Source organism: Janthinobacterium rivuli, from assembly GCF_009208735.1.
GTDB lineage: Bacteria > Pseudomonadota > Gammaproteobacteria > Burkholderiales > Burkholderiaceae_D > Janthinobacterium.
Genome location: NZ_WFLJ01000019.1, coordinates 137,903 through 162,548, shown reverse-complemented (window position 1 = coordinate 162,548; position 24,646 = coordinate 137,903). Strand labels below are relative to the sequence as shown.

Below are 24,646 nucleotides of genomic sequence, written 5' to 3'. Positions count from 1 at the left end.
CGAACAGGACCGTGAAACAACTTTGCGCCGATGATAGTGCTGCAACCAGTGTGAAAGTAGGTTATCGTCAGGCTTGTTATTCGAAAAAACCCCTTCCGGTGATCCGGTTGGGGTTTTTTTACGTCTGATGCTTTTTCCAATAACCGCGTGCGGACATAAAAAAAGCAGCGCTGTGCGCTGCTTTTGTCATGTAACGTCGTTTAACTTCCGCGATAAGTCGAATACGACCACGGTGACACCACCAATGGCACATGGTAGTTTTCATCCGTATGTGCGATGCCGAAGGCCAGGGTCACCAGGTCGATGAAGCGGGGTGTTGGCAATTCCACGCCCTGGGCGGCGAAATAGTCGCCTGCGTTGAACACCAGCTCATATTGGCCCGCCTTCATGCTGTCGCCCTCCAGCAAGGGCGTGCTGCAGCGGCCATCGCTATTGGTCATATCCATCTTTAATAATACTTTGCCTTCCGGCGCGACTGAAAACAGGGCCACCTTGACGCCGGCTCCCGGCCTGCCGTGGGCGATATCGAGTACATGCGTGCTGAGTTTTCCCATTTGCTATCCTGTATATAGGGTGAGTGAATGTGCTTATCGTGCAAATCATATACCGGTGACTGCGCCCGGCTATATGATTGGGCATATAGCCAACATTGTCCTCCTATAGGCGCGCCTCCGCATGAACAATTACGAACATTATCCACGCGACTTGATCGGCTACGGCCGCACGCCACCCCATCCGCAATGGCCGGGCAAGGCCCGCATCGCCCTGCAATTCGTCCTCAATTACGAGGAGGGCGCGGAAAACAGCGTGCTGCATGGCGATCCCGCTTCGGAAACGTTTTTATCGGAAATGATCGGCGCGGCCGCTTTTCCCGCGCGCCACCTGAGCATGGAGTCGATTTATGAATACGGCTCGCGTGCCGGGCTGTGGCGCTTGCTGCGCATGTTTGAGGAGCGGCGCCTGCCGCTGACCGTATTCGGCGTATCGATGGCCTTGAAGCGCAATCCGGATGCGGTAGCCGCATTCCAGGAACTGGGGCATGAAATCGCCTGCCATGGCTTGCGCTGGATTTCCTATCAAAACATGGATGAGGCGACGGAACGCGAACACATGCGTGAAGCCGTGCAGATCATTCGTGAATTGACGGGCTCCGCCCCGCAAGGCTGGTACACGGGGCGCGATTCACCGAATACGCGCAAACTGGTGGTCGAGCATGGCGGTTTCCGCTACGACGCCGATTATTATGGCGACGATCTTCCCTTCTGGGAGAAAGTGGCGTACACGGATGCCGCCGGCATGCCCACCGTGCAGCCGCAGCTGATCGTGCCTTACACCCTGGACACGAACGATATGCGCTTTGCCGCCATGCAAGGCTTTAATTCGGGCACGCAGTTTTTCGATTATCTGAAGGATGCCTTCGACGTGCTGTACGCGGAAGGCGATCCGAACGGCTTGAACCAGCCGAAGATGTTGTCGGTGGGCTTGCATTGCCGCCTGGTGGGACGCCCGGGACGGGCCGCGGCGCTGGCGCGCTTCCTCGACTATGTGCAGGGCCATGAACAGGTATGGATCACGCGCCGCATCGATATCGCCGAACACTGGCATGCGACGCACCCGTTCCAGGGCTAGGTTTATTGATATGGAGTGATAAGTAAAATCAGTCTTTGCATATAGTTGTCTCATATGCCGGTGTTAATCTCCTATACTGGGACTATACCGAGGCCAGCATGTCAGAACCGATCCGCTTTTATTACCGTGGTGCCGTACAGGAAGTACGCAACGCCGCCCCTACGCAGACTGTGTTGCAGCACCTGCGCGAGGATTTGCATTGCACGGGCACCAAGGAGGGCTGCGCCGAGGGGGACTGTGGCGCCTGTACTGTCGTCATCGGCAGCCTGGTCGATGGCCAGGTCGAGATGCAGGCCGTCAACGCCTGCATCCAGCTCACGCCCACCCTCGATGGCAAGGCCCTGTTTTCCGTGGAAGACTTGCAGCAGCCCGACGGTGCCCTGCACCCGGTGCAGCAGGCGATGGTCGAATGCCACGGTTCCCAGTGCGGTTTTTGCACGCCCGGTTTTGTCATGTCCTTGTGGGGCATGTATCTGCAGAAAAACGGCGATGCGCCCACGCGCGGCGAAATCGACGATACCCTGTCGGGCAATCTGTGCCGCTGCACCGGTTACCGGCCCATCATCGATGCGGCCAAACGCATGGGCGAATTGCCGCATGTGACGTTTGACCGCGATGCCCTGGCGCAGCAACTGCAGGCGCTGCAGCGCGCCAGCGCGAGCACCTATGAACATGGCGGCCAGCACTTCCACGCGCCGCGCAGCATCGAAGAACTGGTGGCGCTGCGCGCGGCAAAGCCGCAAGCGTGCCTGCTGGCCGGCTCCACCGACGTGGGTTTGTGGGTGACCAAGCAATTGCGCGATCTGGGCGACATCATTTATCTGGGTAACCTGGCCGCCCTGAAAACGATAGCCATCGTTGACGGCAAGCTGCAGATTGGCGCCGGCGCCAGTCTGAACGATGCCTATGCGGCGCTGTGCCAGCATTATCCCGAAGAATTGTCGGAACTGTGGCAGCGTTTTGCCTCCTTGCCGATTCGTAACGCGGGCACCCTGGGTGGCAATGTGGCCAATGGTTCTCCCATCGGCGACTCGATGCCGTGGCTGATCGCGCTGGGTAGCGACATCGTGCTGCGCGGCCCCGGCGGCCAGCGCGTGATGCCGCTGGAAAATTTCTATCTCGGTTACCAAAAGAAAGATCTGCAGCCGGGAGAATTCGTCGAAGCCGTGCGCGTGCCCTTGCCGCGCGCCGACGTGCAATTCCGCACGTATAAACTGGCGAAGCGCTTCGACCAGGATATCTCCGCCGTCTGCGCCGCATTCACCTTCCAGCTCGATGGCGAGCGCATTGTCGATGCGCGCATCGCCTTCGGCGGCATGGCAGCCACGCCGCAGCGCGCCACGCAAACGGAAGCATTTTTGCGGGGGCAAGCCTGGAATGAAGAAAATCTGACCATCGCCATGCGTTTGCTGGCCGACGACTACGCACCGCTGTCCGACATGCGCGCCTCGAACACCTACCGCATGACGACGGCGCAAAACCTGTTGCGCCGCTTCTGGCTGGAAACACGCCCCGGTGCGCCGCTGCCGCGCACTGCCGTCAACGCCTACGCTTGCCGCGCCTGAAAGGACCAGCATGAACCATCCTGCCACGCCCGAATTGCAAGCGGCCGCCTGGGCCGCCGTGGGCAAGCCCAGCCCCCATGAATCGGCGCAATTGCATGTGCTGGGGCAAGCCACGTACACGGACGATATCGCCGAATTGCAGGGGACCTTGCACGCGGCGTTGGGCCTGTCGCAAAAGCCCCACGCGCGCATCACGGCCATGGATATCTCCGCCGTGCGCAGTGCGAAGGGTGTCGTCGCCGTCTATACGGCGCAGGACATTCCCGGCACCAATGATTGCGGTCCCATCATCCATGACGATCCCATCCTGGCTGCGGAGCTGGTGCAATACGTGGGCCAGCCCATCTTCATCGTGGTGGCCGATACGCATGATCACGCGCGCCGCGCCGCGCGCCTGGCGCAGGTGTCGTACGAGGAATTGCCTGCGATCATGACGCCGCAGGCGGCCAAGGCGGCGCAATCCTACGTGCTGCCGCCGATGCAGCTGACGCGCGGCGATTATCAGGCGGCGTTCGAGCGCGCGCCGCACGTGGTCAAGGGCCAGCTGTATGTGGGCGGCCAGGAACAGTTCTATCTGGAAGGACAGATTTCCTACGCCATTCCGAAGGAAGCGCAGGGCATGCTGGTGCTGTGCTCGACCCAGCACCCGAGCGAGATGCAGCACGTGGTGGCGCATGCGCTGGGCGTGCATTCGCACAACATCACCGTCGAATGCCGGCGCATGGGCGGCGGCTTCGGCGGCAAGGAATCGCAGTCGGCCCTGTGGGCGGCGGCGGCATCGATTGCGGCGGCGAAACTGAAGCGTCCCGTGAAACTGCGGGCCGACCGCGACGACGACATGCTGGTGACGGGCAAGCGCCACTGTTTTTACTACGAATATGAGGTGGGCTACGACGACGAGGGCAAGATCCTTGCCGCCAAGGTCGACATGACCACGCGCGCCGGCTATTCGGCCGACTTGTCCGGCCCCGTCGCCACGCGCGCCGTCTGTCATTTTGACAACACATATTACCTGTCCGACGTGGATATCCGCGCCGCCTGCGGCAAGACGAATACCCAGTCGAACACGGCATTCCGCGGCTTTGGCGGGCCGCAGGGCGCCATTGCCATCGAGTATGTCATTGATGAAATCGCCCGCCATTTGCAACGGGATGCGCTCGACATCCGCCTGCTCAATTTCTATGGCCGCAATGATGTCGAAGGGCGCAACGTCACGCCCTACGGGCAGAAGATCGTCGACAACGTCATCCATGAACTCGTCGCCGAGCTTGAGGAGAGCAGCGATTACCGCGCGCGCCGCCGTGCCATCGATGTGTTCAACGAGGCCAGCCCGATCCTGAAGAAGGGCCTGGCGTTCACGCCCTTGAAATTCGGCATCGCCTTCAACGTCACGCATCTGAACCAGGCCGGCGCGCTCGTGCACGTGTACGTCGATGGCTCCGTGCTGGTCAACCATGGCGGCACGGAAATGGGGCAGGGCATCAATACCAAGGTCATGCAGGTGGTGGCGCACGAACTGGGACTGGACCTGGAGCGCGTGCGGGCCACGGCCACGGACACCAGCAAGGTGGCGAACACGTCGGCTACGGCGGCTTCCACCGGCGCCGACCTGAACGGCAAGGCGGCGCAGGATGCGGCGCGCCAGATCCGTGAACGCCTGGCCGATTACGCGGTCAAACTGTATGGCGGCGACGTCGCTGCTGTGCGCTTCTTCGATAACCACGTTCACGTGAACGGTCATGTCATCGCGTTTGCCGAGCTGGTGCAGAAGGCGTATCTGGCGCGCGTACAACTGTGGTCGGATGGTTTCTATGCCACGCCGGGCTTGTCGTGGGATGCGAAGACGATGACGGGTCATCCGTTTTCGTATTACGCGTATGGCGCGGCCGTGGCCGAAGTGGTGGTCGATACCCTGACGGGCGAATGGAAATTGCTGCGTGCGGACGCCTTGTACGACGCGGGCCAGTCATTGAATCCCGCGATTGATCTGGGTCAAGTGGAAGGCGCGTTTATCCAGGGCATGGGCTGGCTGACGACGGAGCAGCTATGGTGGAATGCGGCGGGCAAACTGATGACGCATGCGCCATCGACGTACAAGATTCCCGGTATTTCGGATTGTCCGGAAGATTTTCGCGTCAAACTGTTCCAGAACCGCAATGTGGAAGACAGCATCCACCGCTCGAAAGCCGTGGGCGAGCCACCGCTGCTGTTGCCGTTTTCCGTCTTCTTTGCCATCCGCGACGCCATTTCCAGCGTGGGCCATCACGCCGTGCAGCCACCGCTCAATGCCCCGGCCACCAGCGAGGAAATCCTCAAGGCGGTCATGGCCGTGCAAGCGGCGCATACCGGCGCCTAGGAGCAGAAGATGAGCGACTGGCTGACAGCAATCGAGAATGACACGCAGGCATCCGTGCTGGTGACGGTGGCCCTGGTGGAAGGCTCGGGACCACGCGAGGCGGGCGCGAAGATGCGCGTTACCCTCGATGGCCAGGTGGACACCATCGGTGGCGGCCACCTGGAATTACGCGCCGTGGAAATCGCCAAGACCATGCTGGCCACGGGCGACACGCAGGCGCGGCTCGAGCGTTTCGCGCTGGGCCCCAGCTTGGGTCAGTGCTGCGGCGGCGTCGTCCACCTGGCGTTTGAGTATGTCGATGCGAGCCTGAATGCGGTGTTGTCCGCCTTGCGCGAACGCCGCCAGCAGGACAGCTGGCGTTTGACGGCGCTCGACGGTGAAGCCGCGACGGCGCTTTTCGATGCTGCCGGTCGCCTGATCGCCGGCGCTGGCGCACTGGCACCCGATACGTTTTCGCGCGAACGCGGTACCCATGTCGCGCAAGATGGCAACGGCCGGCGTTGGCTGGTCGATCCCTGCCTGGCGCCGCGCGCCCATTTGACCTTGTTTGGCGCCGGCCACGTGGGCGCCGCCATCGTGCGCGCGCTGGGCCACTTGCCTTGCAATATCACCTGGGTCGATGAACGCGAAGACATGTTTCCCGCGCAACTGCCAGGTAACGTCTGCATCGCCGCCACCGACACGCCCGAGGAATTTGTCGCCATGGCGCCGCCGGGCGGCAGTTTTCTCGTCATGACGCATAGCCATGCGCTCGATCAGCGCTTGACGCAAGCCATCATGGAGCGCGAGGATGGGGGCTGGTTCGGCTTGATCGGTTCGCACACGAAGCGCAAGCAGTTCGAGCACCGGCTGCGCGCGCGCGGCGTGCCGGACGAGCGCATCGCCGCCATGGTCTGTCCTATCGGCATGCCCGGCATCCGCAACAAGGCGCCGGCCGTGATCGCCGCGTCCGTTGCCTGTCAACTACTCATGGTGTGGGAGGAAACGGCCGCTGCCGCCCTGGCCGCACCGCTGCGGCTGGCCTCTGCCAGCGCGCCACCGCGCCGCGAACCACGCGCCGCCATTCACCCGTTATAGAAAGAAGTCATGCCGATTGTTCCTGCCACATTGCAAGCTTACCGTGCCAGCTTGCTGCACTTCCACGCCGATCCCGCTTTCACCGAGGAGGCGCATGCCTGGCATGCGGACGGCTTGCTGATCGTGGCCGACGGCAAGGTCGTGGCGGCCGGCGATTACGCGCAGTTGCAAGCGACTCTGCCGCCCGACACGCAGATCGTCGATTACCGCGGCAAGCTGATCGTGCCCGGTTTCATCGATACGCATCTGCATTTTCCGCAGACGGAAATGATCGCCTCGCCCGCCCCCGGTTTGCTGCCGTGGCTGGAAACGTATACCTTTCCCACCGAGCGCGCGTTTGAAAATCCAGAGCATGCGCGCGATGTCGCCGAGTTTTTCCTCGATGAACTGCTGCGTTGCGGCACCACGACGGCCATGGTGTATGGCAGCGTGCATCCGCAATCGGTCGATGCCTTCTTCGGCGCCAGCGAGGCGCGCGGCTTGCGCATGGTGGCGGGCAAGGTCATGATGGACCGCAACTGTCCCGAATTCCTGCGCGATACGGCCGAGTCGGGCGCGCGCGAAAGTGAAGAGCTGATCCGGCGCTGGCACAAGCATGGCCGCTCGCTGTACGCGATCACGCCCCGTTTCGTGCCGACCTCCACCAATGAACAGATGCACCTGGCGGGCGAGCTGGCGCGCGCCTATCCGGATACGTATTTGCAGACGCACGTGTCGGAAAACGCGGATGAATGCCGCTGGGTGCGCGAACTGCACCCGCAGGCGCGCAGCTATCTCGATGTGTACGACCAGTACGGCATGCTGCGTCCGCGCGCCATGTTCGGGCATTGCATCTGGCTCGACGAGCGCGACCGCGCGCGCATGGCGGAGACGTCGTCGGCGGCCGCCATTTGTCCCACCTCTAACTTGTTCCTCGGTAGCGGCCTGTTCGATTTCGAGCGGGCCGATGCGGCGAATGTGCTGCTGTCGCTGGCCACTGACGTGGGCGGCGGCACCTCGTTCTCGATGTTGCAAACCATGAACGAAGCCTATAAAGTAGCACGCTTGAAAGGCAGCTATCTGCCCGCCTTGCGCATGTTTTACCTGGCGACCCTGGGCGCCGCGCGCGCCATGCAGCTGGAAGGCACCTTGGGCAATTTCACGGCGGGCGCGGAAGCGGACTTCATCGTGCTGGACAAGCAATCGACGCCGCTGCTCGAGCGTCGGACGGCCGGCTGTCAAAGCCTGGAGGAATTGCTGTTTGCCTTTGCGCTGCTGGGCGACGACCGCGCCGTGGCCGCCACCTATTCTGGCGGACAGTGCGTGCATGTGCGGGGGCAGGGCTGACCTACCCGTTGTTCAACACGAATTATCCTGAGCGAGAACGCGAATGCACAAGAAACTCACTGGCCTGGCGCTTGGCGCCGCGCTGGCATTGACCGGGCCGGCGCAGGCCGCACCGTCTTCCAACGAAGCGGCCACCGCGCGCCATTTTGCCGCCCTGCTTGCGGGTGCGCAACCGAAGACAGCCGAGTTGAGCCTGTTCTTTTCCATGATGCCCAAGGGCGGCGATCTGCATCACCATTACTCGGGCGCCATTTACGCCGAGCAATTCCTCGAATGGGTCGACAAGGAAAACTATTGCGTCAACAGGACAACCTACCGCATCGAAAGCAACAAGGACGTCGTGGCGGCCGAGCGCGCCAAGCCGGCCGCGCAGCGCGCCTGCCTGTCGTCCACGGAAGTGTTTGCCGACCCGGGCCTGTATGCGGAATTGCTGCAGCGCTGGTCGACCAAGGATTTCTATAACCACGGCGCCGTCCAGACGCCGCCGGACCGCACTTTTTTTGACACCTTCGGCTATTTCGGCCCCGTGGCATCCACGAACACGGCCGATGGCCTGAAAACCCTGAAGCAGCGCGCCATCGCGGAAAACCTCAGCTACATCGAGACGATTTTCGAACTGTCGCCATTCGTGCAAAACACGCAGTTCGACCAGCAGGTGCTGACGCCGGGCTTGCCGCCGGCAGCGTTGCAAGCCGTGCTGGCCAACTGGACGCAGAGCCTCGAGCAGGATGCCAGCTTTCAGAAAAGCATCACCGCCTACAACGACAACGTCAACGCCAGCAGCGCCGGCATCGACGATGCGAACTTCACCATGCGCTACCAGGCGTACGTGCTGCGATTCCTGTCGCCATCGCAAGTGTTCTCGTCCATGGTGGCCGCGTTCAAGGCGGCCAGCCTGAATCCGCTGCTGGTGGGCGTGAACATCGTGGGCCAGGAAAGCGTGAATGTGTCGATGCGCGATTACAGCCTGCACATGGAAATGTTCAAGTTCCTCAAGGCAAAATACCCGAACGTCAAGATCGCCCTGCACGCCGGCGAGCTGGCGCTGGGCATGGTGCCGCCGGAAGGCATGGCGTTCCATATCGCCGAAGCCGTCGATGTGGCGGGCGCCGACCGTATCGGCCACGGCATGGACATTGCGTACGAGCACAATGCGCTGGCGACCATGCAAAAGATGCGCGAGCGGGGCATACCCGTGGAAGTGAACCTGACCAGCAATGATTACATTCTCGGCATCAAGGGCCAGGCCCATCCGATTACCCTGTACCGCAAGTATGGCGTGCCGTTCGTGATTTCCACCGATGACGCGGGCGTCTCGCGCAATACGCTGTCGAATGAATACGTGCTGTTTGCCAGCCAGTACAAGACCGATTATGCGGAAATCAAAAAACTGTCGTACAACAGCCTGCGGTATTCTTTCCTGGCGGAAGCGGACAAGCAACGTCTGCTGAAGGCGCTCGATGCCCGTTTCACCCGTTTTGAAGCGCAAATTGCCGCCGCCGACAAGGCAGGCAAGCGTATGAAACCGTAAGTTGCACGACGTTAGCAACTGATACTCGTGGAACGGCCGGATCTTCCGGCCGTTTTTCATTTGGCCCTTCAACTCCCATTCATGTTCTTTTGTTAATTTTGTGGCGGCCATGCGACACAAATGACGGCAGATGCACGACTTTATCTAATTTCCTAGATGAATCAATTTCAACTACATATTGCTCATTTATAATCTCGCGCCATAAGCCCGGACGCTGTCAGCACGATATCAATCCAGCTAGTTACCCCATGCTATTTATACTTAAAATATATAAATATGTAAAAAAAAACGTATTTGTCATCCATTTTTTGATGATGCATAGTGGGATGAATGTGATATTAAAAAGTCACAATTCGTATGGTTGATAGCGTATGAAGATGGGTATTTGCGGTAAATACAGGTGAGATGCAGAGTGAAACAAACAGTCGCGCAATTAAATGACGACATTCCTCTGCATTTTGCCGCCGTGTCACAGTCTTGAAATATTTAACAATTACACTCGCGGCTTGCCATGTTAGCCGGGTAAGCATGTCGGGTGAATGACACAGGTGCTAGCGCCCTGGGTCGTACGGATCGGTCGCCGTTTTTTCCGCCGTTATTGTCTGAATATGAATGGTTGTGATGTGTGGAGCGGCGTTTTGTGACGGTCTTGTCAGGACCGCAGCCAGTCCCGCCGGCGTAACAGTTGCAGCATCGTAAAGAGGAGATCTTGTGTTTGTGTTGCTGTGCGGCGCAGCCGGACGGTGGGGCAAACCAGGATTTTCAAAAATAATAGTCTTTTCTGGGGTTAAAGATGATCAATCACAAACGACTTCGGCTAACGCAAATCGCGTTCAGCCTGTCTATTGCACTGGCGACGATACCATCGATCGCACAGAACACTACCTCCTCCATTGGCGGACGCATTTCCTCTACCGACGGCCAGCCGGCAGCCGGCGCCACCGTCACCATCGTGCATACCGAATCGGGTTCCGTCAGCAATGTGACGACCGATGCGGAAGGCCGCTACGTTGCACGCGGCTTGCGCGCAGGCGGTCCCTACACCATCACCGTAACCAAGAACGGTCAAGTTGAAAAACGCGAGGGCGTGTATGTGCAACTGGCTGAAACGGCCAGCGTGGACGCCACTTTGGGCGCGCCTATGCAAACCGTGAGCGTGACCGGCAGCGCCGGCCGTTCGGATAAATTCAGTAAATCCAACATGGGCGCCGGCACCAGCATCGGGCCAACGGAACTGGCTATGCAAGCGTCGATCCAGCGCAATCTGCAAGATTACGCCCGTTCCGATCCGCGTGTTTCGCAAACGGATAAAGAGCGCGGCGAATTGTCCGTTGCTGGTCAGAACTCCCGCTATAACTCGATGACCATCGATGGTGTGGCAGTGAACGACACCTTCGGTCTGGAATCGAACGGCAGCCCGACAGCCAAACAACCGATTTCGATCGAGGCAATCCAGTCCGTGCAAGTGAACGTCGCCAACTACGACGTGACCCAAAAAGGCTACACCGGCGCTAATATCAATGCCGTAACCAAGTCCGGTACCAACGAGTTCAAAGGCAGCGCCTATTTCGTCTTCCGTAATGACAAGATGGCTGGTGACCGCTATGACAATACCAAGGACACCTACAGCTCGCCAGAGCCGTTCAGGGAAACGACCAAGGGCGTGACCGTTGGCGGGCCGCTGATCAAGGACAAGCTGTTCTTCTTCGCCAACAAAGAGCGCCTGGAAAGCACGCGTACTGCGCCATCGTTTGGCCCACTGGGTAGCAACAAGACCAACGTCGGTATTTCCGATGCCGCGATTGCTGCTGCGCAAGCGATCGCCAAGAATAATTACAATGGCCTCGATATCGGCACCAACGCAATACCAGCGGGTACCCAACTGCTGGTAAATGATACCCTGTTGAAACTGGACTGGAATATCAACGATAACCATCGTGCCATGGTTCGCTATTCGAAAACCGACCAGTCCGAACCGATGTTCCCAGGCGTGTCGGCTACCGGTTTGTCGCTCAATTCTTACTGGTACACCCAGAACAAGAAGATCGAAACCGTTGTTGGCCAATGGTTTGCTGACTGGACGCCGACTTTCTCGACCGAATTCAAGGTGTCGTCGCGCGATTATGAAAGCACGCCAACGAACAACTCGCGCTTGCCTGCGATTGGCTTGCAGTTTAGCGGCGCCAATCCTGCCGGCTCGCCAGCGGGCGTTCCTACCGATAACCGTTTCCTGAACTTCGGTACGGAAATGAGCCGTCAGCTGAATGTGCTGACCACCAAGACCAAGGACGCCTACCTGGGTGCGAACTGGGCTTTGGGTGACCACGAAGTCAAATTCGGCGGTGATTACAGCAAGAACGACGTGTATAACCTGTTTGCGCAAAACATCAACGGCAACTACACGTTCAATTGCACGAATAGCTCGGCAACCTATAAGTATTCGTTCGGTAGCGTGACCTGTGGCGGTGCGACTGCTTCGTCGCCTGAGACTATCCAGCAAGCGATCCTGGAGAATTTCCGCATTGGCCGTCCTAGCTCGTACCAAGTGCAAATTCCCGTCGCAGGTGGCACGCTTGACGGTGCCGCTGCCGATTTCAGCCTGAAAAATTATGGCTTGTTCCTGCAAGATGTGTGGTCTGTCAACAAACGCCTGACCGTTCAGTACGGTGTGCGTGTGGATAAAGCCGCCATTGGCGAGCGTCCTACGCGCAATGTGGCCGCGTCGGCGCCGATGGTGGCCGGTGTTGCCACGGGCGGCCGCACGGGGCTGGGCGGTACGGCGCAGACCGGCGGTTTCGGTCTGGACAATACCCAGACCATCGATGGTCAGACCCTGGTGCAGCCGCGCGTCGGCTTCAACTATACGTTTGACAGTGCCCGTCCGACGCAAATTCGTGGCGGTGCCGGCCTGTTCCAAGGTGCGGCAGCGACCGTCTGGATGTCGAACCCATTTGCAAACTCCGGCATGGCAACTCGCGTCGTCGGTTGCGGTGGCAGCTTCAAGCCGTGCCCGATCGTCGGAGGTCTGTTTAGCACCGACCCTGACAAGCAGCCAACCAATCTGGGCGATGCCGCCGCCAACGTCGACTTCCTGTCGCCGAACCTGCGCCAGCCATCGATCTGGAAAGCCAACCTGGCATTTGAGCATGAATTGCCATGGATGGGTCTGGTTTTTGGCGCAGAATACCTGCGCACCAAGAACAAGGATGCGATTTACTATGAGCACCTGAACTTGGGTACGCCGACGGCAACTGGTTCGGATGGACGTAATTTGTACTATTCGGCCAATGCCTACAATACGGCTTGCTGGACCGCCACGGGTTCGCTGAGCTCATCGGCCAATCCTGTTTGCTCGGGTGCTGTATCGCGGGCCCTCAAAAATACGTCCTATAACAACGTACTCGTTGCCAAGAAAACGGACAAGGGCGAGGGCAATCTGGTGACGCTGTCGCTGAGCCAGCCAATGACCAAAGGCTTCGGCTGGTCGGTTGCCTACACCTACACGGATGCAACGGAAGTGTCGCCACTGACGTCGTCGGTGTCGAACTCGAACTTCAACGCCCGCAGTATCTTCAATCCGAATGAAGAAGTGGCTGCGAACTCGGGCTACCTGGTAAAAGACCGTTTCAATGCCATGATCAACTGGCAAAAACGTTTCTTCGGTACCTATAAAACAAGCTTCGGCCTGTTCTATGAAGGCCGCAAGGGCAAGCCTTACAGCTGGACTGTCAACAATGACTTGAACGGCGACGGCGTGCAGGGTAACGACCTGATGTACATTCCATCGAAACCAGGTTCGGGTGAAGTGGTGTTCCGTAACGACACCGCGACCAACCATGCCAACGAAGACCGTTTCTGGGCTTTCGTCAACAGCAATCCGGATCTGAAAAAATCCGCCGGTGGTGTTGCTTCCCGTAATGGCAGCTTCGCACCATGGACCAACAGCTTCGACATGCGTATCAGCCAGGAAGTACCAGGCTTCTTCAAAGGCAATAAAGGCGTGTTCACGATGGACTTCTTCAACGTGGGCAACATGATCAACCGCAAGTGGGGCCGTATCAATGAAATCGGCTTCCAATCCGGTGGCGGTCAGGCACGCAGCTTTGTTGACTTCGCAGGTCTCGATGCTCAAGGCCGTTACATCTATCAAGTCCGCGACAAAGTGGAAAACTATGATGTGCGTCAAAACAAGGGTGAGTCCCAATGGGCGATCCAGGCTACGGTCAAGTACGAGTTCTAATCTCGGCGCTTGATTGAAGTTGCAAACGGCTGGTGGCGACACCGGCCGTTTTTTCGTTTATGTTCTGCTTTCTTGTAATGCTCGGATGGGCTTGCGGCGCGAGGCGTCCCCCCGGATGAGATAGCTTTTTTGAATACTGATAACCATGTGGGGACCATGAAACATTATCTGACACCACTGGCCGCAGCGGCGGCCCTGACATTGCTGCTGGCCGCCTGCGCCACGCCTCCCACGCCTTCCGCGGCGCCCGTCGATATCAACCTGGTCGCCCTGAACGATTTTCACGGCAACCTCGACCGCAGTAAATTCACTTACACGAGCGCCGCCGATGCCGAGCGCAGGACGGTGCAGGCTGGCGGCATCGATACCTTGTCCGGCGCATTGAAGGCGTGGCGCCGCGAAGATGCGCAACTGATCTTTGTCGGCAATGGCGACCTGGTCGGTGCCAGCCCCGCCATGTCGGCGCTGTGGGCGGACGAGCCGAGCATCGTCGCCATGAACATGCTGGGGATGAAAGCCAGCTCCGTCGGCAACCATGAATTTGACCAGGGCAAGGCGGAGTTGCTGCGCCAGCAGCGCGGCGGCTGCGACTCCTCGCGCGCCGACAAGGCGTGCAAGTTCACGCCCGACTTCAAGGGCGCCAGCTACACCTATATGGCGGCCAATGTCATCGATACGCAGACGGGCAAGTCCCTGCTGCCCGCCTACCGCATCGAAGAGGCGCATGGCGTCAAGGTGGGCTTGATCGGCGCCGTGCTGAAAGATACGCCGTCCGTGGTGACGGCCGCCGGCATTGCCGGCCTGCAGTTCGGCGATGAAGCGGACGCCATCAACGCCACCTTGCCGCAGTTGCGCGCGCAAGGCGTGGGCGTGTTTGTCGTACTGCTGCACCAGGGCGGCGAGACGAAGGAAGCCGTCGATCAGCCCGATTGCAGTCACCTGAAGGGCGAAGTGGTCGACGTGGTGAAACGCCTCGATCCGGCGATCCAGCTGGTCGTCAGCGGCCATTCGCACCAGGGTTATCTGTGCCGTGTCGATGGCCGCCTGGTGACGCAGGCACAGATGGGCGGACACATGTTGACGCGCATCAAGCTCAAGGTCGATCCCGTCAAGAATGCGCTGATCGATGCCAGCGCGCAAAACGTCGTCATGCTGCCAGGCATGTATGAGCCGGACCCGGCCGTGGCAGCCTACCTGGAATCGGTCAAGCAGCGCAGTGCGCAAGAATTGTCGCGTCCCGTGGCCGCCATTGCCGTGCCGAACGTGGGCCGCAGCACCAAGGGCGGCGGCTCTTCCCCGCTGGGCGACCTGGTGGCCGAGAGCACCTTGTTCGGCGCGCGCGCTGCTGGCGCGCAAATCGGCCTGATGAACAATGGCGGCATCCGCAAGGACCTGGAAGCGGGCGCCGATCTGATGACGGACGTGGGGCAGAACCAGGCAGTTGTACCGTTCGGCAATACCCTGATCGTCGTGAGTCTTTCCGGCGCGCAAATCCGCACCTTGCTCGAGCAGCAGTGGCCGGGCGAAGAGGCAGGCGAGAGCAACTTGCTGCAAGTGTCCGAAGGTTTCAGCTATCGCTGGGACAGCACGCAGCCGCAGGGCCGGCGCGTGGTGGCGGGCAGCATCATGCTCAATGGCCGTCCTCTTGAAGACAATCAACAATACCGTGTCGCCGCCAACAGTTTCCTGGCCGGCGGCGGCGACCGCTTCACCGTGCTGGCGGCCGGCACGCGCCGCCTGGACACGGGCGTGCGTGACATCGACGCCTTCAGCAATTACCTGATCGCCCGCGCGCGCGCCGGCAAGCCGGCTGGCAGCGCCACGGCGGCCGGCCGCATCGTGCGCGTCAAATAACTTTACAAGGATTAACCATGCGTCGTTTATTTGTTTCTGTCGTTCTCTCCAGTCTGTTCGCGGGCACGGCCCACGCCGACTTCACCATTCCCGGCTTTGAGCTGGTGCACACGTCGCCCGTGGAAACGAGCTTGACGAATCCCGATCTGCGCGAACCCGTCGCCGTGTGGCGCGAGTTGTTCGATTCGGCAAAAAAAGAGATCGTCATCGCCCAGTTCTATGCCGTCAGCAAGCCGGGCACGGCTTTTGAAAAAGTGCTGGCCAGTTTGACGGCCGCCGGCCAGCGCGGCGTGAAGATCCGCTTCCTGCTGGACCAGAAGGGCGTGGGCCTGTCGGAAGCGGCCACCATCGCCCAGCTCAAAGCGATTCCGAACCTGGACTTGCGCCTCATTGATTTCAATAAAATCACGGGCAATGGCATCGTGCATGCGAAATACCTGGCCGTCGATGGTCAGGTGGCATATATCGGCAGCCAGAATTTCGACTGGCGCTCGTTCGAGCACATCCATGAAACGGGCTTGAGAATCACGGAGCCGGCCATGGTGAGTCAGGTGCAAGCCATCTTCGAACAGGATTGGCAGGCCCAGGCATTGACGTCGCAAGGCAGCCGCGCCACGGTGCTCAACAGCAAGATCGTGCCTGCCAACTACACGCAAAACGCTTTCCTGCTGGCCAGCCCGAACGCCTACAACCCGGCTGGCGTGGGCGACTCGGAAACGGGCTTGCCCGCCTTGCTGGCGGAAGCGAAAAGCGAAGTGCGCATCCAGCTGCTCGACTATGCGCCCCTGTCCTACGGCCCGAACCGCACACGGCCGTATTACGCCGTGATCGACAACGCCGTGCGCGCAGCTGCCCAGCGCGGCGTGAAAATCAAGCTGATGGTGTCCGCCTGGAACACGGAAGCACCTGCCATCGCCTACCTGAAAAGCCTGGCCCTGGTGCCGAACGTGGAAATCCGCATCGTGACGATACCCACGGCGTCGACTGGTTTCATTCCGTTTGCACGCGTGATCCACAGCAAGACCATGAGCATCGACGGCAAGCTGGCCTGGGTCGGCACGAGCAACTGGGCGGGCGGCTATTTTGATTTGTCGCGCAACCTGGAAGTGGTGCTGCGCAACGATATCATGGCGCAGCGTATTGCCGCGCTGCATGAGCAGACGTGGAGTTCGGCGTATGCGCAGCCCATCGACATCAACAGGCAATATCCAAAGCCGGCCAAGGCCACGCCGCAAGGCAAGGAGTAATGGTGAACATGAAAAAACTGCTGACCGTGCTGGCGCTGGGCGCCGCTTTCGCTTCCGGTAATGTGCTGGCGTGGGGCAACGACGGCCACCGCGCCGTGGGCGCCATCGCCGATCAATTGCTCAAGGGCAGCGCGGCGCAGGCGCAGATAGCCAAGTTGCTGTTGCCCGGCGAAAGCCTGGAAAAGATCGCCAACTGGCCCGATTGCGTGAAGGGCACGTATTGCGGCCCGCAATCGCCGGAAATGCTGACCTATGTGGCCGCCAACCCCAGGCATGGCGAATACCATTACACGAATGTGCCGTTCCAGAACGCGCACTACCATGACCATGGCGTGGGCACGGCCGATGTCGATATCGTGCAGACGCTCAAGCAGGCGATCCTCGTGTTGCAAGGCAAGGCAGATGCGGCCAGCAATCCGCATGGCTTCAGCCAGCGCGAAGCCTTGATTTTGATCACGCATCTGGTGGGCGATATCCACCAGCCGCTGCATGTGGGCAATGCGTTTCTCGGCAAGGATGGCCAGTTTTTCGTGCCCGCCACGCAGGCCCAGATCGATGACGTCGCCATTTTCAATGCGCGCGGCGGCAACGACTTGCTGCTCGACGATGCGAAGATGACGGCGCTGTCGGATGCCGTGATTCCTGCGCCGCTGCCGACCGAGGATGGCGTAGCCAAGCCCGCCAGCGCGTATCCGAAGTCGCCCACCAAGCCCCTGCATGCGTATTGGGACACGACCGTCGTCGATTACGCCATGCGCCGCCTGAGCACGCGCACGCCGCAACAGTTCGCGCGTACCGTGATCGCCGGCGCACCTGTGGTGAGCGGCAATAGCGGCGAGCCCGCCACCTGGCCGTATCAGTGGGCCGATGCCTCGCTGGCCGCGTCCAAGATTGCCTTCACGGACGTGGTGGCCGGCCCCGCCACGCAGCAGACCAGCCGCAAGGGCGAGGTCTACAACGTGTGGAACTTGAACGTGCCGGACAATTATCCGGTACCCAGCTCGGCGCTGGCGAAGCAGCAGCTGATCGAGGCGGGCTATCACCTGGCCGCCGTGTTGCAGGCGATCTGGCCGCAGTAAAGTGTCATGCGAAAGCGGCCTGCGGGCCGCTTTTTTCATGCCAGGGTGATGCTGATCCCCATCTCGCGGTAGGGCGCGACCATGGCGTCTTCCACGTCGCGATGCACGATGATGTCGTTGACCTGGCTCAACGGCGCGATCTGGAACGGCGAGGCCGTGTTGAACTTCTCCGGCGAGGCCAGCACGATGGTGCGGCTTGACGCCTCGCTCAGGGCGCGTTTCACGCACGCTTCTTCATGGTCTCCGGTGGTGATGCCCGCTTGCGGATGCAGGCTGGACACGCCCATGAAATACAGGTCGGCGCGGATGCGGCCGATCGCTTCCACGGTCGCCGCACCGACACCCACGATCGAGTGCTTGTACAGGCGCCCGCCCAGCATCAGCACTTCGATCGATGGGTGATTCACCAGTTCGACGGCAATCGAGGGGCTGTGCGTGACGACGGTGGCGCGCAATTCGCGCGGCAGCTGGCGCGCCAGTTGCACGGCCGTCGTGCCGCCATCGATGAACACCACTTGTCCCGTCTGTATCATGGCCGCCGCCGCGCGGCCGATGGCGGGCTTGGCTTCCGGCGCAATCTGTTCGCGCCCGGCAAACGGCGCCAGCGCGGGCGAACGCGGCAGCAAGGGCAGGGCGCCGCCATGCACGCGCTCCAATAAACCCTCTTTCGCCAGCTCGCGCAGGTCGCGCCGTATCGTGTCTTCCGACAGGCCCAGGCTATCGCTGACGGCCCTGGCGACGATCTGGCCTTCGCGCTGGAGCAGGTCCAGCAGGTATTGTTTGCGTTGATGTGTGAGCATAGTTTTTTCTTGAGGCTTCTTGTATTTTCTTGATATTGCACGAGTTTGCATGATAAAGTCGATCCACGCAAGCACAAGGAGACACGATGCGCGAAGAAAATATCAAACAGGAACGTGTGCGCATCCAGCACGTGCAGACCCTGTCGCACGACTGGTATTTGCTGCAAAAGACCACGTTCGATTACCTGCGCCGCGATGGCCAGTGGCAGACGCAGACGCGGGAAACCTATGACCGCGGCGATGGCGCCACCATCCTGCTCTACAACAAACTCAAGCGCACGGTGATCCTGATCCGCCAGTTCCGCTTTCCCACCTACCGCGAAGGCCACGATGGTTTCCTGATCGAAGCGGCGGCCGGTTTGCTGGAAGAGGCCAGCGCGGAACAGCGCATCCGCGCCGAAGTGGAAGAGGAAACCGGTTACCGGGTGGGACAGGTACAAAAGATATTCCAGGCTTTCATGAGCCCCGGTTCCGTGACGGAACGCCTGCATTTCTTTGTCGCCGAATACGATCCGGCCAGCCGCGTCGGAGACGGTGGCGGCCTGGCGCACGAGGGCGAGGATATCGACGTGCTGGAACTACCCCTGGCGCAAGCGCTGCAGATGGTGGCCGATGGCCGCATCTGCGACGGCAAGACCATCATGCTGCTGCAGCATGCGCAACTGCACTTGATGCCGCGCAAAAGAGGACTGCAGATTTTAGTAGCTGGCCCGTATCGTTCCGGCACGGGCGACGATCCCGCAAAGATGGCGGCGAATGTGGCGGCCATGCAAGCCGTCTGCCCGCCGCTGTACGCCAAGGGCCACATGCCCGTGCTCGGTGAATGGCTGGCTCTGCCCATGCTGGCGCTGGCCGGTTCCACGCAGGTGGGCGACGCCGTGTATGAGCAACTGTTCCACGCGCATGCAGTGCGCTTACTCAGCCATTGCGATGCCGTGCTGCGGATCGGCGGCGCGTCGCAGGGCGCCGACCAGATGGTGGCCGTGGCGCAAGAGCTTGGTTTGCCCGTGTATTGTTCGCTGGACGAGATTGCTCAGGCGTAAAAAAAGCGAAGCCCGCGGGCTTCGCTTTTTGTCATTTTAGGGAGCGCCTGAAAAATGCCCAGGGCTAGGCGTCTTGCCGAAGGCAGTACGAATGTACGACGAGGCAAGGCAACGACGCCATGGGTATTTTCTCAGGTGCTCTTAACGGGACTTGACGAACGGGATACCAATAGCTTTCGGCGCGATGGATTTCGCCATCAAGCCCGCCAGCACGATCACGGTGACGACGTACGGCACCATCTGGATCAGCGAGCCGGGGATGCGGCCCACGACCGGCAAGTCCACGCCTTCAATCTGAATCTGGATGGCGGCGAAGAAGCCAAACATCAGGCAGCCGAGGAAGGTGTAGACGGGGCGCCAGTTGCCGAACACCATGGCCGTCAGCGCCAGGTAGCCGGCGCCGGCCGACATGTCGCGCAGGAAGAAGCCGCTTTGCACGATGGCCAGATAGGCGCCCGAGAACGAGCACAGGATGCCGGCCACCAGCATGGCCAGGTAGCGCGTCGCTTCCACGCTCACGCCAGCCGAGTCGGCCGCGTGCGGGTTTTCGCCGCAGGCGCGCAGGCGCAGGCCGAAGCGCGTGTGGTACAGCAGCCAGTGCACGAGCGGGATCAGCAGGAAGGCCACATACACGAGGATGGAATGGCCGCCGATCAGGTGGGCATATACCCAGCCGATGAAGGGGATGTGTTCCACGTACTGCGTGCCCGGCAAGACCACGTCGAACAGCCGCGCCGAACCGAGGTCGGGCGTGCGGCCGCCTTGCTGGAAGAAAAATTGCGCCAGCACGAACGTCAGTCCGCTCATGGCGATGTTGATCGCCATGCCGGCCACCAGCTGGTTGCCCTTTTGCGTGATGCTGACGTACGCCTGCAGCAGGGCCAGGGCGACGCAGACGAGCATGCCGGCCGCCATGCCGTAATACGGGTTTTGCGTCGTGTAGGCCACGGCGGCGGAAGCGAAGGCGCTGGCCAGGATCTTGCCTTCCAGGCCGATGTCGATCATGCCGCTGCGTTCGGCAAACAGGCCGGCCATGGCGGCAAAGATCAGGACGGGCGCATTGCGCACGGTCGATACCAGGATGCTGGCGAATTGAAAGTCGTCGAGTGTCATGGTGTTAGCCTTTGGTGCGCTTGAGCAGGGCGGAAATGGCCGGTGCGTAGAAGTTTTCCATGGCGCCGCAGAACAGGATGATCAAGCCCTGGATGAAAATGAACGTTTCGGTCGGGATATTCGGTTTTTCCAGCGACAAATCAAAACCGCCCTGTATCAGCGCGCCGAACAGCACGGCTGACAAAAAGATGCCGACCGGATGCTGGCGGCCCATCAGCGCGATGGCGATGCCGATGAAGCCGGCGCCGCCGACGAAGTTGAGCGACAGGTAGTGCGTCGAGCCCATGATGGAATTGACGGAACCCAAGCCCGCCAGCGCGCCCGAGATCAGCATGACGACGATGATCATCTTGCTGATCGACACGCCCGCATAGTGGGCCGCATGCTTGTTGAGGCCCGTGGCGCGCAGCTTGAAGCCCCACGACGAGCGCCACACCATCACGCCATAGATGACCAGCGCGGCAATCGCCAGGATAAAGCTGATGTTCAGCGGCGTGTCGCCCAGCGACGGGAACCAGGTGGACAGGCGCGGCATTTCGCCGCTTTCCGCGAACACGCGGCTGGCCGTGTTCTGCTCGCCCGGCGGGATCAGGTACTTCACGATGATGAAGTTCATCAGGCTGGCGGCGATGAAGTTGAACATGATGGTGGTGACGACGATGTGGCTGCCGCGCTTGGCTTGCAGATAGCCGGGCAGGAAACCCCACAGGGCGCCGAACAGGGCCGCGCCGATCATGGCGGCGGGAATCAAGAGCCAGGCGGGCAGGGTCTGGTCGAAGGCCAGCATGGCCACCGTCAAGCCCAGGCCGCCGATATACATCTGGCCTTCGGAACCGATATTGAACAGGCCGGCCTGCATCGCTACGGAGACCGACAGGCCCGTGAAGATGAAGGTGCTGGCGTAGAACAAGGTATAGCTCAAGCCTTCCGGATTGAGGATGGCGCTGTGGACGAGGATCGACAGCGATTCGGCCGGGTCTTCGCCCAGCATATAAATCACCAGGGCCGCGACCAGCAAGGCCGACAGCAGATTTAACATGGGCATGACAAAGGCTGTCGCCCAGCGTGGCAAGTCGTTATTCATGATTTATGCATTCCCCCCATCAACAGACCGATGCGGGTGGTATCGAATTCTTCAATTTTCAGTTCGCCGGTGATGCGCCCGCCGCACATGACGAGAATGCGGTCGGCCAGCGCCCGCACTTCTTCCAGTTCGACGGACACCAGCAGGATCGCCACGCCCGCGTCGCGCAGGGCCAGCAATTGCGTATGGATGCTTTCGATGGTGCCGATGTCGACGCCACGCGTGGGTTGTCCCACCAGCATCAGTTTCGGCTTGGCCAGCACTTCGCGCGCGATCACCACCTTTTGCTGGTTACCGCCGGACAACAGGCCGATGCGCAAGTCCGGATTGGCCGGGCGCACGTCGAAGGCTTTCAGCAGTTCCGCGCAGCGGGCGCCGATGGCCTTGAAGTTGAACAAGCCCCAGCGGTTCTTCAGGTGATCCTGGTAACCGAGGATGGTGTTTTGCATGACGGAGAAATTTTTCACCACGCCGTCGCGCAAGCGGTCTTCCGGAATGTGGGCGATGCCCAGGTCGCGGAAGGCCAGCGGCAAGCCGTCCGCATCGTGGCGCTTGGCAAACGGCAAGTCCTTGCCCTGGAAGCGCAAGGTGCCCGAAGTGGGCAAGCGCATGCCCGACAGGATTTCCAGCAGCTCGCTCTGGCCATTGCCCGAGACACCCGCGATGGCGACGATTTCGCCGGCGCGCAAGTTGAAACCGATGTCGGCCAGCAGCTTGACTTGCTGCTCGTCGGCCAGTTGCAAACCGTCCACTTCGAGTACCGTGGCGCCCGGATTGTAGGGCGCGCGCGGCAGATGGCTCTGGATGGGGCGGCCGACCATCATGTTGGCCAGTTCCTCTTTCGAGGTGGTCGCCGTGGCGACGGCGCCCACCACCGTGCCGCCGCGCATGACGGTGACGTTGTCGGTGATTTCCAGGATCTCTTGCAGCTTGTGCGTGATCAGGATGATGGTCTTGCCTTGCTCCTTGAACAGGCGCAGGATTTCAAACAGCGACGCCGTTTCCTGGGCCGTCAGCACGGCCGTCGGCTCGTCGAGGATCAGGATATTGGCGCTGCGGTAAATCTGCTTGAGGATTTCCACGCGCTGCTGCGCGCCCACGGAGAGGTCTTCGATCTTCGCCAGCGGGTCGACGTCGAGGCGGTAGCGCGCGCAAATCTCGCGCAATTTGGCCTCCGCTTCCGTGCGGTGACTGGCCAGGCGAAAACCGCCTTCCGTGCCCAGCATGATATTGTCGAGGACGGTGAAGTTCTCGACCAGCATGAAATGCTGGTGCACCATGCCGATGCCGAGATTGATCGCTTCCTGGCTGTTGCGGATAGGCTGTACTTTTCCGTCGAGCAAGATTTCTCCGCCGTCGGCACGGTAATACCCGTACAGGATGCTCATCAAGGTCGATTTGCCGGCGCCATTCTCTCCCACCAGGCCATGGATACTGCCCTTGGCGATGGAGAAACTGACGTCGGCGTTCGCCTTCACATGTCCAAACTGCTTGGAAATGCTGCGAAATTCTACTGCTGGCTGCATAGGTTCATAACTGGATAGTTTCATGGAAACGCGCCGCGCGGAGACAGGCCCCGGCGGCGCGCTAAAAGATACGGAGAAAAATTAAACCGGGCAGCTGCTGCCGACGCGGTAATCGATCACTTTGATCTTGCCATCGATAATGTCCTTACGCGCACCCAACACGCGTTTTTCGATTTCCGGCGTGATCAGCTTGCGGTTGTTCGCATCGAGCGCCCAATCCACGCCGCCTTCTTTCAAGCCTTTATAGCTGACGCCGCCCTTCCAGGTGCCGTTCTTGACTTGCATGAAGCTGTCATAGACGGTGTTGTCGACGCGCTTGACCATCGAGGTCAGGATGCTGCCTGGATACAGATGATTCTGGTTCGAATCGACGCCGATGGCCAGCTTGCCTTTTTCCTTGGCCATTTGCAGCGTACCCATGCCGCTGCCGCCGGCAACGGCGAAGACGACATCGACGCCGCGCTCGAATTGCGAGCGGGCCAGTTCGCCACCCTTGGCCGGGTCATTCCAGGCGCCGGACGTGGTGCCGACCATGTTTTGCGTGATTTCCGTCTTCGGATTGACGGCCTTGACGCCTTGCGCGTAGCCGCAGGCGAAGTTGCGGATCAGGGGAATATCGATGCCGCCGATGAAGCCGACCTTCTTGCTCTTGCTGGCCATGGCCGCAGCCACGCCCACCAGGTAGGAGCCTTCTTCTTCCTTGAAGACGACGGAATTGACGTTGCTGCCGGCGGCCTGGCCGTCGATCAGCACGAATTTGACGTTTGGAAATTCCTTGGCGACCTTTTGCACGGCTTGCGTTTGCGCAAAGCCGATGGCGGCGATCATGTCGAGTTTCTTGCGGGCCAGGCCACGCATGACTTGTTCAGCCTGCGTATCGCTCGAGGCTTGCACTTCGATGAAGGAAATGCCCGTGTCTTTTTTGAAGCGCGAGGCGCCTTCGAAAGCGGATTGGTTGAACGACTTGTCGAACTTGCCGCCCGCGTCATACACGACACCCAGTTTTGGGGTAGCCGCGGACGCTTGAGCAGTCAGAAATACGGCTGCGATCGTCAAACTAAATTGTGTAAGTTTCATGAATTGGCTCCTGGAAGATCGATATTGTATATTTTTTATAGGTGAAACATATAATTTGGGGCCGATTTAGCCTGTTTTTGATGCACGAGGTGATAATTC

At 60.2% G+C, this 24,646-nt stretch carries 16 protein-coding genes and 1 pseudogene; 11 read left to right on the top strand and 6 right to left on the bottom strand.

Annotated elements, in window-relative coordinates; all coding sequences use genetic code 11:
* Window positions 1–200: 200 nt before the first annotated feature.
* Window positions 201–554 carry a hydroxyisourate hydrolase gene (gene uraH / locus GCN78_RS23450; protein ID WP_152253842.1) on the bottom strand — a complete coding sequence of 118 codons (354 nt, stop codon included), beginning with the start codon at window positions 552–554 and terminating at the stop codon, window positions 201–203.
* Window positions 555–675: 121 nt separating this feature from the next.
* Here uraH and puuE point away from each other — a divergent pair, with 121 nt between their 5' ends.
* The 10 genes from puuE to GCN78_RS23400 all read left to right on the top strand — a co-directional run bounded on the left by puuE (window position 676) and on the right by GCN78_RS23400 (window position 17,904).
* The gene (gene puuE / locus GCN78_RS23445; protein ID WP_152253841.1) at window positions 676–1,629 is read left to right on the top strand and encodes an allantoinase PuuE; all 954 of its coding nucleotides are present in this window, start codon (window positions 676–678) and stop codon (window positions 1,627–1,629) included.
* 98 nt (window positions 1,630–1,727) lie between these two features.
* Window positions 1,728–3,194, top strand: coding sequence for a xanthine dehydrogenase small subunit (gene xdhA / locus GCN78_RS23440; protein WP_152253840.1), 1,467 nt, complete (start codon window positions 1,728–1,730; stop codon window positions 3,192–3,194).
* Window positions 3,195–3,204: 10 nt separating this feature from the next.
* Entirely contained in the window at window positions 3,205–5,550 is a 2,346-nt protein-coding gene (gene xdhB, locus GCN78_RS23435) for a xanthine dehydrogenase molybdopterin binding subunit (RefSeq protein ID WP_152253839.1), read from the top strand.
* Window positions 5,551–5,559: 9 nt separating this feature from the next.
* Window positions 5,560–6,627: a xanthine dehydrogenase accessory protein XdhC gene (xdhC, locus tag GCN78_RS23430; RefSeq protein ID WP_152253838.1), complete on the top strand. Its 1,068-nt coding sequence runs from the start codon at window positions 5,560–5,562 to the stop codon at window positions 6,625–6,627.
* A 9-nt stretch (window positions 6,628–6,636) separates the two neighbouring features.
* Window positions 6,637–7,953 carry a guanine deaminase gene (guaD, locus tag GCN78_RS23425; protein ID WP_152253837.1) on the top strand — a complete coding sequence of 439 codons (1,317 nt, stop codon included), beginning with the start codon at window positions 6,637–6,639 and terminating at the stop codon, window positions 7,951–7,953.
* Between the two features lie 43 nt (window positions 7,954–7,996).
* Window positions 7,997–9,484, top strand: coding sequence for an adenosine deaminase family protein (locus GCN78_RS23420; RefSeq protein ID WP_152253836.1), 1,488 nt, complete (start codon window positions 7,997–7,999; stop codon window positions 9,482–9,484).
* Between the two features lie 793 nt (window positions 9,485–10,277).
* Window positions 10,278–13,724 carry a TonB-dependent receptor gene (locus GCN78_RS23415; protein ID WP_152253835.1) on the top strand — a complete coding sequence of 1,149 codons (3,447 nt, stop codon included), beginning with the start codon at window positions 10,278–10,280 and terminating at the stop codon, window positions 13,722–13,724.
* A 156-nt stretch (window positions 13,725–13,880) separates the two neighbouring features.
* A complete protein-coding gene (locus GCN78_RS23410; protein WP_226939790.1) occupies window positions 13,881–15,578 on the top strand; it encodes a bifunctional metallophosphatase/5'-nucleotidase in 1,698 nt (565 codons plus the stop codon).
* 17 nt (window positions 15,579–15,595) lie between these two features.
* Window positions 15,596–16,825 (top strand): phospholipase D-like domain-containing protein, encoded by a 1,230-nt coding sequence (locus tag GCN78_RS23405; protein ID WP_152253834.1) that lies wholly within the window; start codon window positions 15,596–15,598, stop codon window positions 16,823–16,825.
* Between the two features lie 8 nt (window positions 16,826–16,833).
* The gene (locus GCN78_RS23400) at window positions 16,834–17,904 is read left to right on the top strand and encodes a S1/P1 nuclease (RefSeq protein WP_152253833.1); all 1,071 of its coding nucleotides are present in this window, start codon (window positions 16,834–16,836) and stop codon (window positions 17,902–17,904) included.
* A 35-nt stretch (window positions 17,905–17,939) separates the two neighbouring features.
* On the opposite strand, the gene GCN78_RS23395 is transcribed toward GCN78_RS23400, so the two are convergent.
* On the bottom strand, window positions 17,940–18,704 hold the full coding sequence (locus GCN78_RS23395; RefSeq protein ID WP_152253832.1) for a DeoR/GlpR family DNA-binding transcription regulator: 765 nt from the start codon (window positions 18,702–18,704) through the stop codon (window positions 17,940–17,942).
* 86 nt (window positions 18,705–18,790) lie between these two features.
* On the opposite strand from GCN78_RS23395, the pseudogene GCN78_RS29785 reads away from it, so the two are divergent.
* Window positions 18,791–19,375 (top strand): annotated as a pseudogene (locus GCN78_RS29785) (NUDIX domain-containing protein); the annotation flags it as partial.
* Between the two features lie 513 nt (window positions 19,376–19,888).
* Here the strand turns inward: GCN78_RS29785 and GCN78_RS23385 are convergent.
* The 4 genes from GCN78_RS23385 to GCN78_RS23370 all read right to left on the bottom strand — a co-directional run bounded on the left by GCN78_RS23385 (window position 19,889) and on the right by GCN78_RS23370 (window position 24,547).
* Window positions 19,889–20,860 carry an ABC transporter permease gene (locus GCN78_RS23385; protein ID WP_034754516.1) on the bottom strand — a complete coding sequence of 324 codons (972 nt, stop codon included), beginning with the start codon at window positions 20,858–20,860 and terminating at the stop codon, window positions 19,889–19,891.
* Between the two features lie 4 nt (window positions 20,861–20,864).
* Window positions 20,865–21,944 (bottom strand): ABC transporter permease, encoded by a 1,080-nt coding sequence (locus GCN78_RS23380; protein WP_070219324.1) that lies wholly within the window; start codon window positions 21,942–21,944, stop codon window positions 20,865–20,867.
* Window positions 21,941–23,470: an ABC transporter ATP-binding protein gene (locus GCN78_RS23375; protein WP_152253830.1), complete on the bottom strand. Its 1,530-nt coding sequence runs from the start codon at window positions 23,468–23,470 to the stop codon at window positions 21,941–21,943. Before GCN78_RS23375 ends, GCN78_RS23380 begins: the two co-directional genes overlap by 4 nt.
* Before the next feature lie 81 nt (window positions 23,471–23,551).
* Window positions 23,552–24,547, bottom strand: coding sequence for a BMP family lipoprotein (locus tag GCN78_RS23370; RefSeq protein WP_152253829.1), 996 nt, complete (start codon window positions 24,545–24,547; stop codon window positions 23,552–23,554).
* Window positions 24,548–24,646 lie beyond the last annotated feature (99 nt).